This window comes from Cupriavidus sp. BIS7, from assembly GCF_000292345.1.
In the GTDB taxonomy this organism is placed as follows: Bacteria; Pseudomonadota; Gammaproteobacteria; order Burkholderiales; family Burkholderiaceae; genus Cupriavidus.
In genome coordinates, this window is record NZ_ALOU01000060.1 from 17,819 (window position 1) to 31,751 (window position 13,933).

A 13,933-nucleotide genomic window follows, 5' to 3' on the forward strand; every position below is an offset into this window, starting at 1 on the left:
GGATGAATCAAGGGGTTAGCGGAGGAACGGGATCATGCGTCCGAGCGTGCCGTCGCGGTCGATGATCTGATGCTTGATCGCGGCGGCGGCATGGACGACGACGACCGTCGCCATCAGGTAATTCAGCCAGATATGGGCAAACTTCAGGATTGGCTTGAGCGTGTCGCTGGCCTCGATCAGCGGCGGCATCTTCCACAGGCCCAGGTACACCACGGGCACGCCCGCGGCCGAACTGTAGAGATAGCCGGTAATCGGCACGATCAGGATCAGCACGTACAGCAGATGGTGCGCGGCGGCGGCGGCCTTTGCCTGCCAGGCCGGCGTGCCGGGCGCCACGGTCGGCGCGGCATGCGTGGCGCGCCAGATCACGCGCAGCACGGCCACCACGAAGATCGTCACGCCGAGCCACTTGTGCCACGAAAACAGCTTGAGCTTGGTCGGCGTCAGGCCCGGGATGCCGGTCATGTAGAGGCCAAGGCCGAACGCGGCAAAGATGCCGAAGGCAATCAGCCAGTGCAGACCGATGGCGGTGGCCGTGTATCCGGCGGGCTGGCCGGCCGGAATAGACCCTTTGGAACCCATGTCAATCAATCCCTTCGTTGAACGCTTTCGTTATGTTGTAACGCTTTTGGTGCAGAACCGCTCTGCCCCGTCGCCAGGAATTCTCGCATTATTGGGGGAGCCGTGTTTGGTGAGAAAGGCCGAACTTCATTAAGTTGTTCAAATCATTTGAAGCGACCGGATGTCGCACCCGCCGCACCGCGGGTGATCCTGACGCTTCACTTGGCGCCATCACAACGGCAATCGGCGATGGCCGAGGGATTCTCCGGGCACTTTCTTCGGCGCTCGTGACGACAGACAAAACAAAAAGGGCCGGCACGATGGCCAGCCCTTTGCTTTGCTCGACGCGCAGAAAGCGTCAGATGCGTCAGATGCGATTCGCCAGTTCCACGGCACGGCCGATGTAGCTGGCCGGCGTCATCTGCAGCAGCAGTGCCTTGGCGTCGTCCGGAATCGCCAGACCCTGCACGAACGTCTGCAATGCCTCACGCGAGATGCCCTTGCCGCGAGTCAGTTCCTTCAGCTGCTCGTACGGGTTGGGCACGCCAAAGCGGCGCATCACGGTCTGCACCGGCTCGGCCAGCACTTCCCAGCAGTTGTCGAGGTCTTCGTTGAGGCGCTCGGGGTTGGTTTCCAGCTTGCCCAGGCCGCGCAGGCAGGCCTCGTAGGCCAGCAGGCTGTAGCCGAAGGCCACGCCCATGTTGCGCAGCACGGTCGAATCGGTCAGGTCACGCTGCCAGCGCGACACCGGCAGCTTCTCGGACAGGTGACGCAGCACGGCGTTGGCCAGGCCGAGGTTGCCTTCCGAGTTCTCGAAGTCGATCGGGTTGACCTTGTGCGGCATCGTCGACGAGCCAATTTCGCCGGCCTTGGTCTTCTGCTTGAAGTAGCCCAGCGAGATATAGCCCCAGACGTCACGGTTCAGGTCCAGCAGGATCGTGTTGGCGCGGGCGACGGCGTCGAACAGTTCGGCCATGTAGTCGTGGGGCTCGATCTGGATCGTGTACGGGTTGAACGTCAGGCCCAGACGCGATTCGATGACCTGCTTCGAGAACGACTCCCAGTCGAACGACGGGTACGCCGACAGGTGCGCGTTGTAGTTGCCAACGGCGCCGTTCATCTTGCCGAGCAGTTCCACGCGCTCGATACGCTCGATGGCACGGGCCAGGCGCGCGGCCACGTTGGCCATTTCCTTGCCGAGCGTGGTCGGGCTGGCCGGCTGGCCGTGCGTGCGCGACAGCATCGGCTGCGTGGCGTTCAGCTTCGCCAGTTCGACCAGGCGTGCCTGCACGCGCTTGAGCGTCGGCACGACCACGCCGTCACGGGCGCCCTTGAGCATCATGCCGTGCGACGTGTTGTTGATGTCTTCCGAGGTGCAGGCGAAGTGGATGAATTCGCTGGCAGCCTCGAGTTCGGCATTGCCCTTGACCTGCTCCTTGAGCCAGTACTCCACGGCCTTCACGTCGTGGTTGGTGACGGCTTCGATTTCCTTGATGCGGGCCGCATCGGCTTCGGTGAAGTTCTCCACCAGCGACTGCAGCTTCGCTTCCGACGCCGCCGAGAACTTCGGCACGTCGGGCAGGCCGGCCTGTGCCAGCGCGATCAGCCAGTTGACTTCGACCTTGACGCGGTTGCGCATGAAAGCCGCTTCGGACAGCCACTCGCGCAATGCATCGGCCTTGGCGGCGTAGCGGCCATCGATGGGAGACAGGGCGGTGAGCGGCGAAAGGGAAGACGTGGACATGCTGGCAACCGGAAGTAAGGAAGGTATGGGAGCGTTCCGCACAGGGCGAATGCGGGGGCGATGCACGGCGGGATGCGACCGATCCGCCGCACGGCGCGATCAATGCGGCAGCCGTGCAGCGTACGTGCTGAGCGGGGCCGCAAAACGCGTAACGCGCGATTTTACCATCGGCCCATGGCGCTGTGCAGCGCACCACTGCCGAAGCCTCGACATCCGTGCGGCAGGCCGCATTGGTGCCGCATTCGACGCCTGGCGCGGGTATACTCGCGCTCGCTCATCCATTAGCCTGTTATGAAGTGCATCGGGCATGCGGGATACGCCTGCCAGCGTGAAATCCGCCTGCCAAGGAGCGCCGATGCACTTCATAACAAGCTCAAGGGGAGAACATGAAGCTGTATGCGTCCCAAACCAGCCCGTACGCGCGAAAAGTGCGCGTGGTGCTGGCGGAGAAAAAGATCGACTACCAGATGATCGAGGAAGACGTCTGGTCGCCGGACACCTCGATCGGTCAGTTCAATCCGCTCGGCAAGGTGCCGTGCCTGGTCATGGAAGACGGTGGCGCGGTCTTCGACTCACGCGTGATCGCCGAGTACGCGGATACGCTTTCGCCGGTCAGCCGTCTGATTCCGCAGGGCAGCCGCGAGCGTCTGGAAGTTCGCTGCTGGGAAGCACTGGCCGATGGCCTGCTGGATGCGGCCCTGCTGGTGCGCCTGGAGGGCACGCAGCGTAAGGAAAGCGAACGTAGCGAAAGCTGGGTGCAGCGCCAGCGCGGCAAGATCGATGCCGCCCTGACCGCGATGTCGACGGGCCTTGGCGACAAGCCGTGGTGCACCGGCATCCACTACACGCTGGCCGACGTGGCCGTTGGCTGCGCGCTGGCCTACCTGGATTTCCGCTTCCCGGACATCGCTTGGCGCGAACGCCATCCGAACCTGGTGGCGTTCCAGGACAAGATCGAAAAGCGCCAGTCGTTCATTGATACAGAGCCGCCAAAGGCCTGACCTGCTGACCACGCTTCGGAAACGTATCGTCAATGCGATGTGACGGAGCGTGGATATTTGCCAATAGCTGGCACATTTAAAGATCCTCCGATTTTCAGGCATCACTGCCATCTTTAACGTCTCGCACCTGACCCGGCGCGCAGACTCCCGCTGGACGCAATGTCCGCAACCTGTCTGATGCACACGCTTCGCGCCGATCCAACATCGGAGCGAGGCGGTGCGAGGCAACCGGAACAAAACCCTATTTCGCGCCACTTGGTGGCGATGGTGGCAAGCACGCGACAAATGGCTGCTTCGGCTGGCCGTGCCAGGATGGCTGATCGCCCTGCCCCTTTGCGCCGCGGCGCAGCCTGCGCGGGCACCGCTTCCACCTGATACCAACACCCAGGAACTGCTGCGCCAGCAGGAGCGAGAACGCGCGCTGCGCGAGCGCCAGGAGCCGTCTCCGGAGGTAAGGCTGGACCGCCCGGCCGCCACCGAGTCCGAACGGCTGCCTGCCGATGAATCCCCCTGCTTTCTGATCGACCGCATCGAACTGGCTGGCGACGCCGCAGACCGTTTTCGCTGGGCACTTGGCGCGGCCAACCCTCCCGGCGATGCCGCCATCGGGCGTTGCCTGGGCACGCACGGCATCAACATCGTGATGAAGCGCGTACAGGACGCGCTCGTGCAGAAGGGCTATGTCACCACGCGCGTGCTGGCCGCGCCGCAGGACCTGAAGGACGGCACCCTGACGCTGACGGTCATTCCGGGCCGTATCCGCACCATCCGCTTCAGCGAAGACTCCAGTCCGCGCGCCACGCAGTGGAACGCCGTACCGGCGCGTCCCGGCGACATCCTGAACGTGCGCGATATCGAGCAGGCGCTTGAGAACTTCAAGCGTGTGCCCACGGCCGAGGCGGATATCCAGATCACACCAGCCGAAGGCGCCGACGCACAACCCGGCGATAGCGATCTCGTGATCCGCTGGCACCAGGGCATTCCGTTCCGCATCAGCGCAACCGTGGACGATTCCGGCAGCAGGCAGACGGGCAAGTACCAGGGCAGCGTGACCGTCTCCTTTGACGACTGGTGGACCCTCAACGACCTGTTCTACGTCAGCCTGAACCACGATCTGGGGGGCGGCGACCCCGGCAGCCGAGGCACACGCGGCTACACCGTGCACTACTCGGTGCCATACCGCTACTGGCTGCTTGGCTTCACCGTGAGCGGCAACGACTACTACCAGTCCGTGGCGGGCGCCAACCAGACCTACCGCTACAGCGGCGAGAGCCGGAACGCCGAAGTGCGCCTGTCACGCGTCCTATATCGCGACGCCGTGCGCAAAACCTCCGCCTACCTGCGCGGCTGGTCTCGCGGCTCGAACAACTATATCGACGACACCGAGATCGAGGTCCAGCGGCGCCGCATGGCCGGATGGGAAATCGGCATCGCGCATCGCCAGTTCCTCGGCCCCGCCTCGCTCGATGCAAGCCTGGGGTATCGGCGCGGCACCGGCGCAATTGAATCGATGCGCGCTCCGGAGGAACGGTTCAACGAAGGCACCTCCCGCCCGGAACTGCTGACCGCCGATGCGCAGTTGCACGTGCCGTTTGCACTGGCAGCGCAGCGCATGCGCTACACGGCTGCGCTCCGCGCGCAATGGAACTTCACGCCGCTCGTGCCGCAGGACCGGTTCTCGATCGGCAACCGCTACTCCGTGCGCGGCTTCGACGGCGAGACAACGCTGATCGGCGACCGCGGCTGGTTCCTCCGCAACGAGTTCGGCTGGGCGCTCGGCCCGATCGGCATCGAGTTCTATGCCGGCGCCGACTACGGCCAGGTCGGCGGGCCGTCCGCACGCTTCCTGTCCGGCACCCGGCTGGCCGGAGCCGTGCTCGGCCTGCGCGGCGGGTACCGGGGCCTGTACGCGGACGCATTCATCGGCAAGCCGCTGTACAAGCCCGCTGGCTTTCGCACCGCCAGCACGACAGCCGGATTCAACGTGAGTTGGTCGTACTGACGACCATGGATCATCGGGAAGAAGAAGGGTCATGAACAATAAATTTTTCCGCATCGTCTTCAACCGCCATCGCGGCCAGTTGATGGCCGTTGGCGAGCACGTGTCGGGCGCCGCCAAGGCGCCGGGTGGCACTGACAGAACTGATGCCGCCGGCCGCCGGCCGCTGCTGGCAACATTGCGGCCCGTGGCCTTTGCGCTGTGGCTGACGTTCGGACTGGTTGGGCAATCTGCGGCGCAAATCGTTGCCGACCCGGGTGCACCGCGCAACCAGCAGCCCACCATCCTGAACGCGCCCAACGGCACGCCGCTGGTCAATATCCAGACGCCCAGCGCGGCGGGCGTGTCGCGCAACACGTACGGCCAGTTCGACGTCAACGCGAACGGCGCGATTCTCAACAACTCCCGTACCAACTCACAGACCCAGCTTGGCGGCTGGGTGCAGGGCAATCCGTGGCTGGCCGGTGGCACGGCGCGCGTGATTCTGAACGAGGTCAACGGCAGCCACGCGAGCCAGTTGCGCGGCTACGTGGAAGTGGCCGGCGACCGCGCGCAGGTGGTGATCGCCAACCCGGCCGGCATTACCTGCGACGGCTGCGGCTTCCTGAACGCGAACCGCGCGACGATGACCACCGGCACGCCGATCATGCGCGGCGGCAGCCTCGAGGGCTACCGCGTCCAGCGCGGCGTCGTCGGGATTGGCGGCGCCGGCATGGATGCCAGCCGCGCCGATTACACCGACATCATCGCGCGCGCCGTACAGGTCAATGCGGGCATCTGGGCGCGGCAGATCCAGATCACCACCGGTGCCAACGAAGTCTCCGCCACCTCCGCCGCCACCTCCGCCGCCATCACGCGGGCCATACCCACGGCCGGCACCGGGCCTGCACCGGCCTACGCGCTGGATGTCAGCGCGCTGGGCGGCATGTACGCCGGCAAGATCGCGCTGATCGGCACGGAGCACGGGCTCGGCATGCGCAATGCGGGCCATATCGGCGCGCAGGCGGGCGAGCTGGTGGTGACGGCGGACGGCCGACTGGAGAACGTCGGCACGATGCAATCGCGCGACGCTGTGCGCATCGCGGCACGCGCTGGCGTGACCAACGCCGGCACGATCAGTGCGGCGCGCGAACTGCTGATCCACACGCCTGCGGAGATCGACAACCGCGAGGGCACGCTGAATGCGCAACGCATCGACGTCAATGCCGCGTCGCTCGACAACCGCGGCGGCGCGATCGAACAAAGCGGTCTGCAGGCACTGGCACTTCAGGCGGGAACGCTGTCGAACCGCGATGGCGGGCGGATCGGCGTGGCGGAGGCGGATGATCACACAGGCACGGACTCCGCCGGCGAGAGCAACGAAAGCGACACCACCAATGGCACGGCCGGAGCGGAACGCGGCACCGGAAACAGCAGCGGCGATGACACCTCCAGCGGCGACACCGCGCCGCCCGCCCCCACGCCGATGCTGGCCGACGGCGTCCTGCGCATCGCCGGCCACCTCGACAACGATGGCGGCCGCATCCGTGCTGGCGGCGCAATTGACCTGCAAACGGCTGCCGGCCTCACCAACGACGGCGGGCAGATTGCGCTGCGCGACCTGACGACGCACGGCGGCGACCTGCACAACCGTGGCGGCGACTTGACGATCAGCGGCACCGCCGCGCTGCAGGCGCGCGACCTCCTCAACGACGGCGGCCAGATCGCCGTAGGCGGCGCGCTCGCCGTATCGGCGGACTCCCTGTCCAATCGCGGCGGCAAGCTGCTGCATAGCGGCACCGGCGCGGCCTCGGTACAGATCGGCGGCCACCTCGACAACGCCAGCGGCACAATCGCCAGCAATGCTTCGCAACTGTCGTTGGGCGCGGGCTCGCTAGACAATCGCGGTGGCCAAGTTGCCGCTGGCGCCGTGCTGTCAGCATCGATCGGGCAGACGCTCGACAACACAGGCGGCGCGATCGTTGCGGAAGGCAACCTTTCGCTGCAGGCGGGCGCACTGTCCAATCGCGATCAGGGCGTGATCGCTTCGGCATCGGGCGACCTCACACTCGCAGCCGAGGGCGCAATCGATAACGATGGCGGCACGCTCCAGGCCGGCGCCAATCTCGCGCTGACCAGCGCGGGGCTGACGAACGCGCGCGGCGCGATCATCGGCGCAAGCACGTCAATCGACACGCAAGGCCAGGCGCTCGACAACACGCACGGCACCGTTGCCGCCACGGATGGCACGCTCGATGTACGCAGCGGCGCGCTGAACAACGACGGCGGCCTGATGCAGGCATCGGGCGCGCTGTCCGTCGATACGTCCGGGCAATCGCTCGCCAATGCGAACGGCGGTCATATCGGCAGCGCAGCCAGTCTCGCGCTTACGGCGGGCAAGATCGACAACAGCGGCACCATTCAAGCCCGCGAACTGGCGCTGCGCGCCAACGGGATCGACAACAACGCCACGGGCCAGATCGTTGGCGGACGCACCCATCTCACGGCCGAAGCCACCGTGACCAATCGCGGCCTGATCGATGGCGCCGCCACGCGCATCGACGCCCACACGCTGGACAACGTGGGCACCGGCCGGATCTATGGCGACCATCTGGCCATCCAGGCCGATTCCGTGCGCAACCGCGAGGAATCGGTCAATGGAACAACCAGCGCGGCGTCCATCGCCGCGCGCGAACGGCTCGATATCGGCACGCGCACGCTGCGTAACCAGGAGCAGGCGCTGCTCTTCAGCGCCGGTACCGATGCCGATGCGCTGAACATCGGCGGCGCGCTCGATGCCGACGGACACGCCACGGGCCGCGCGGAGCACGTGCACAACGCCAGCGCGACGATCGAGTCGCTGGGCGGGCTGACGCTGAAAGCGAGCGTCCTGCGCAACACCAACGAGCACTTTGCGATCGAGCGGGTGCAGGTCAAGGGCCCCAACCGCAGCCTGACGATCCAGCCCAAGGGCGACCCCAGCCAGTACGACGCGAGCGACTTCACGTGGGAGGACTGGAGCCACGCGGGACGCTACCGAAGCAAGGACGGCGCCGAGATCACGAACTGGACCCAATACGACATCACCACCACTGAATACGAGGACCGCGTCAGCCAGAGCGCACCCGCGATGATCCGCGCCGGCGGCGCGATGCATCTCGAGGGTGACGATCTGGTCAACGACAAGAGTCAGATCATCGTCGGCGGCACGCTGTCTGGGTCACTCGACGCGCTACAAACCATCGACGCCGATGGCGAGCACGTGATTCACCGCGAAGGCACCAGCCAGTACACATTTGCGGAATGGCGCGGCGGTTTCAGGCGGTACCATCAGCGCAACTGGGATCCGAAGGTCGCCTACACGCCCGCCGATGTGGTGACTTCCACCAAACTTGGTGTGGCGGGCACGCGCGAGAACGCCAGCAGCCCCGGCAGCAACTACGCCATCGACGGCCGCAACGTGGGTGGCTCGCGCTCCATCACGGAAACCCCGGTCGATGCCGGCGGCGGACGCGGCGTAGTGCGTACGGTCGACGCGAACACCGACATCCCTGCCAACAGCCTGTTCCGCGCCGCGCCGTCATCGAGCGGCTACCTGATCGAAACCGATCCGCGTTTCGCCGACTATCGGCAATGGCTGTCGTCGGACTACATGCTCGGGCAGCTCGGCCTAGATCCGTCGACGCTGCAGAAGCGCCTGGGCGACGGCTTCCATGAACAGCGGCTCGTGCGCGAGCAGATCGGCCAGCTGACCGGTAGGCGCTTCCTTGATGGCTACGCCAGCGACGAGGCGCAGTACCGGGCCTTGCTCACCGATGGTGCGACGTTCGCCAAACAGTGGAACCTGCGCCCGGGCGTGGCGCTATCCGCCGAGCAGATGGCGCAGCTGACCAGCGACATCGTCTGGCTGGTGGAGCGCCCGGTCACGCTGCCCGATGGCACCCGCACCACGGCGCTCGTGCCGCAGGTCTATGTGCGCGCCAAACCGGGCGACCTCAACGGCAACGGCACGCTGATCTCGGCCGACGTCGTCGATCTGCAACTTAAATCGGACCTGCGCAATTCCGGCACGATCGCTGGCCGATCTGCGGTGCGGATCAGCGGCGAGAACCTGCGCAACCTCGGCGGGCGTATCACGGGCGAATCCGTCGCGCTGCAGGCCAGCCAGGACATCGACAACATCGGCGGCACCATCGACGCCGCTTCGGCACTGGCCGTGATGGCCGGGCGCGATCTCAACCTCGCATCCACAACGCGCAGCGATACCAAGGCATCGGGCCAGAGCAGCTTCAGCCGCACCAACCTCGACCGCGTGGCCGGCCTCTACGTGACCAACCCCGGCGGCACGCTGGTGGCAATGGCCGGGCGCGACGCCAACCTGCAGGGCGCGCAGATTGCCAATGGTGGCGAGGACGGCAAGACAGTCATCGCAGCCGGCCGCGACCTGAACCTTGGCACCGTACAGGTTGGCGTGCAGGAGAACAACGTCCGCAATGCCAGCAACTATCTGCGGCAAGGCAGCACGCAGGAGATCGGCACATCGATCCAGGCCAGCGGCGACGTGACGCTGTCGGCCGGGCGCGACCTCAACGCGCGCGCGGCGCAGGTCACCAGCGACCAGGGTGCGGTGGCGGCCGTGGCCGGGCGCGACGCCAGCCTGACAGCGGGCGAGAACACCAGCACCTGGAGCGAAGGCCGCCAGCACAAGCGCAGCGGCCTGCTCGGCGGATCAAGCTCCACCACGCGCAACAGCGTGTCGGAGACCACGGCCCAGGCAGCGACCTTCAGCGGCCGCACCGTCGACGTCCACGCCGGGCGCGACATCAACGTGATCGGCAGCAACGTGGTGTCGGATGCGGGCACGACGCTGCTTGCCAAGAACGACATCCACATCGGCGCCGCGCAAAACACAACTACCGAAAGCTACTTCAAGGAAACGAAGAAGAGCGGCTTCCTGCACAGCGGCGGCGCAGCATTCACGCTTGGCACGCAGCAGCAGAGGACCGATGCGCGCAGCACGCGCACGTCGGCGGCGGCATCCACGGTGGGCTCGACCGGGGGCGACGTGACCCTCGTCGCCGGCAATCACTACCGCCAGACCGGCAGCCACGTGGTGGCGCCGCAGGGCGATATCGACATCCTGGCGAAACGCGTCGATATCGTCGAGGCGCGCGAGACCGGCCACAGCGTGGAGGAGAGCCGCTTCCGGCAGACAGGCCTGACGGTGGCGGTGACCTCGCCCGTGATCTCCGTGGCGCAAACCGCGCAGCAGATGAAGCGCGCGGCGGGCAAGACTTCGGACTCGCGCATGCAGGCGCTGGCCGGCGTCACCACGGCGCTGGCCGCGAAGAACGCTGCCGACGCTATCCAGGCAGACCCGGCCGCGGCTGGCGGGATCGGCGTCTCGGTGTCGCTTGGCACCAGCCGCAGCGATAGCCGAACCACCACGCGCAGCGATACGGCGGCCGGATCGACGGTGGCCGCAGGCGGTGACGTGCGCATCCGTGCAACCGGCGCGGGAGACGACTCCAACCTGACGATTCGCGGCAGCAACGTCAGCGCCGGTGGCGACCTTGGCCTGAAGGCGGACGGCAAGGTGGCGCTGCTTGCGGCGGACAACGTGTCGCAGATGGATCGCAAGAGCAGCGGATCGAGCGCTGGCGTGGGGGTCTCGGCGCAGATTGGCGCGAAGGGCCCGGCGCAGGTTGGCGTAACGGTCAGCGCGAGCGGATCGCGCGGCACTGGCTCCAGCACCGACATCACACGGACGAATACGCGCGTAACCGCCGGCAAGACGCTTTCGATCGAATCGGGCAGCGACACCACGCTGGCCGGCGCGGTGGTCAGCGGCAAACGCGTGATCGGCGACATCGGCGGCAATCTCAATATCGAAAGCCTGCAGGACATCCACGACTACCGCAGCAAGGACCGGAGCCTGGGCGGCAGCCTGACTTTCGGCGGCGGCGCCGTCAGCGGCAGCATCAACGTCGGACAGCAGAAGATCGACAGCGACTACGCCAGCGTCACCGGGCAATCGGGCATCAAGGCGGGTGACGACGGCTTCCAGATCCGCGTGAAGGGCAACACGAGCCTCAAGGGCGGCGTCATCGCGTCAACCGGCAAGGCGGTGGAAGACGGCCTGAACCGCCTGGATACCGGCACGCTGACCCACGACGACATCGAGAACCGCGCAAGCTTCAAGGCCAGTGGCATCAGCCTTGGCGCGGGCTTCACGTCCCGCGGATCGAGCGAGGCCAAGGGCCGCGACGGCAGCGATGGCAGCAGCGGTGGCAATACCAGCGGCAACCCTGGCGGCGTCGGCACCAACCAGCAGGGCCAGGCCGCCACCGGCGGCGACAAGGTGCCGGGCAGCGACCTGCCCTCGCTCGGCGGGCTCAGCGCCGCCCCGCCGATCGTGCTGGGCGCCAGCGGCAAGGCGCGCAGCACCACGCGCAGCGGCATCAGCGGCGCGGCCGTGACGATCCGTGACGCCGACGGCCAACAGGCCCTGACGGGCCAATCGATCGACGAAGCCCTGGCAGGCCTGAACCGCGACGTCTCCAGCGAGGTGGACGGCACCAACGCGCTCAAGCCGATCTTTGACGAGAAGGAAATCAAGGCCGGCTTCGAGATCGTGGGGGCGCTGCAACGGGAGACTGGGGCCTTCTTGAATAATCGGGCGAAGGAGGCCGACGCGCTAAAGCTTGCGCGCGACAAGGAGACCGACCCGGCCCGCCGCGCCGAACTGGACCAGCAGTATCAGGACGCCGCCAAGTGGGGACCCGGCGGGTCGTACCGACGCGTTGCAACGGCGCTGACGGCGGCAGCCGGCGGAAACGTGACAGGGTCGACGGCGCAGTTTGTCCAGAACGCAGCGGTCGGCTACCTGCAGGGCCTAGGAGCCAATCAGGTCAAGGGCTTGGCGGATTCGCTCGGCAAGGGCACGCCGCAAGCAGAAGCTGCCCGTGCGGCACTGCATGCGATCGTGGGTTGCGCAGGCGCTGCGGGTGCCAGCCAGGCTTGCGGGGCAGGTGCGATGGGTGCGGCGGCCAGCTCGGTGATCGGCAGTCTGCTTTCGCCGCCGGAAGGATTGACGTCGGGGCAGAAGCAGGCGCGTGAGAATGCGATCCAGAGTCTGGTGGCGGGGGTGGCTGGTGTTGCAGGGGGGGATGCGGCAACGGCGACGAATGCGGCGACGTTTGAAGCCGAAAACAACCTCTTGTTTGTGCCGCCGCTATTAGTCGCTGCTGGCAAAGCCGTTGCAGGTGGGGCGGCGTTCTGTGCAACGCGCCAGACACTGTGCCAGCGCGGGCTTGATGCGACAAGGCTGGCGGGCGTGTCGTTCGCTGCATGGCTAGGTGCGCAGATGACATCGTCGAAGCCGGAGGATGGCGGCGGTGTGATTGGTACACCTAACAATGGGCCAAAAGGTGGGACAAATACCACGACGCCGAATGACGGGCCGCAGAGAGGTACAGTCGTAGGCACGCCAGATCAAGGACCGCAAGGTGGTGCGGTTATCGGTACACCGAACAACGGTCCTCAGGATGGGAACGTCATTGGCACCCCTAATGACGGGCCGCTGACGAATGATCCGCTGCTGGCCGGAGGCGATGGCTATCGCCCCAATGCGGGTTCGGTGGGCAATATGAATGAGTTCCTGAATAGCGATGGATTTGGGACGCAGTTGAATGATTCGCTTCGCAAGACGCCGCAGCAATTCCAGGGGCAAAGCATTTACAAGGCCACAGACGATATTGGCAGCTACATCAAAGAAGGTGACCAGATCTATCTGGATGGCCTGCACAAAAATCACCTCGAAGTGTTCGACAAGCGAGGGCATGTGCGGGCAGTGCTGAATTTGGATGGAACATTGAACCGAGACAAGACTGATGCGGCCAAAATGGCCGGACGCAAACTAAGGAAATGACCACCATGATCGATCTGAATGCACTGAGGGAACTGGTGGTGACGCTGGCTGCCGCGCACGGCGTCCGCCGCCAGGAAATGGAGAATAGCTGGAACGAAGAGAAAGGGGATCTTGATTGGCAGATGAATTACAAGAAAGATCTCAACAGTCGTCTGCAACGATATCTCACCCAGTTGTCGGGATTTTCAGAGGTGTGCGAGATGGCGAGAAAGGACGGCGATGGGCTAGCCATGCGGGCTGCTCTCATGGATATGCGTCTTTATGCGATGAACGTGGCCTCAGAGTTTGATGCGCTGGCTGAGGACGTGGGGCACATCATGGCCATGGAGTACTGCGCGCCGGGAAGTCAAAGATTTCCAGATCCTTACCGGTATCCGGAGTGTTATCGGGAAGCGTTTCCAGATCTGAACTTTGATGCTTAGCAACACCGCAAGATCGACCGGACGAAAACTAAGGAAATTCTGGGAAGCCCACGGTTTCCAGACCCATATCGTTTCCCTGCTCGGTATCGGGAAGCATTTCCCGAGCTGAACTTCGAAAGCGGCGTTGTTTTCCGCCTCAATCTTGGCGGCCAGACCGGCTGCGGCGGCGTGGATCACGCTCGGCTTCGGGCTTCCTGAGAGCGAGTTGCCCGTGTTCGTCGTATCCCGATTCAGGCTGGCAACCGTGTCGGCAGCATTCTTGCTGGTGAGTGCCTCTTGCTTTCCCTCGCCACGAAT

The 13,933-nt window shown here is 65.5% G+C and carries 6 protein-coding genes; 4 read left to right on the forward strand and 2 right to left on the reverse strand.

All coding sequences use genetic code 11. The features are described 5' to 3' along the window. Positions 1-15: 15 nt before the first annotated feature. Together B552_RS0120035 and purB are read right to left on the reverse strand one after the other, a co-directional pair. On the reverse strand, positions 16-582 hold the full coding sequence (locus B552_RS0120035; RefSeq protein WP_019450839.1) for a cytochrome b: 567 nt from the start codon (positions 580-582) through the stop codon (positions 16-18). A gap of 346 nt (positions 583-928) precedes the next feature. Next, positions 929-2,305, reverse strand: a complete 1,377-nt coding sequence (purB, locus tag B552_RS0120040) for an adenylosuccinate lyase (RefSeq protein ID WP_019450840.1) — start codon at positions 2,303-2,305, stop codon at positions 929-931. Positions 2,306-2,691: 386 nt separating this feature from the next. Here purB and B552_RS0120045 point away from each other — a divergent pair, with 386 nt between their 5' ends. From B552_RS0120045 to B552_RS0120060, 4 genes are all read left to right on the forward strand, one after another. Continuing rightward, positions 2,692-3,306 (forward strand): glutathione S-transferase C-terminal domain-containing protein, encoded by a 615-nt coding sequence (locus B552_RS0120045; RefSeq protein ID WP_019450841.1) that lies wholly within the window; start codon positions 2,692-2,694, stop codon positions 3,304-3,306. 325 nt (positions 3,307-3,631) lie between these two features. Further along, the gene (locus B552_RS0120050) at positions 3,632-5,308 is read left to right on the forward strand and encodes a ShlB/FhaC/HecB family hemolysin secretion/activation protein (RefSeq protein WP_051003595.1); all 1,677 of its coding nucleotides are present in this window, start codon (positions 3,632-3,634) and stop codon (positions 5,306-5,308) included. Between the two features lie 31 nt (positions 5,309-5,339). Then, positions 5,340-13,214: a hemagglutinin repeat-containing protein gene (locus tag B552_RS27760; RefSeq protein WP_019450843.1), complete on the forward strand. Its 7,875-nt coding sequence runs from the start codon at positions 5,340-5,342 to the stop codon at positions 13,212-13,214. A 5-nt stretch (positions 13,215-13,219) separates the two neighbouring features. Then, on the forward strand, positions 13,220-13,636 hold the full coding sequence (locus B552_RS0120060) for a hypothetical protein (RefSeq protein ID WP_026035856.1): 417 nt from the start codon (positions 13,220-13,222) through the stop codon (positions 13,634-13,636). Positions 13,637-13,933: the final 297 nt, after the last annotated feature.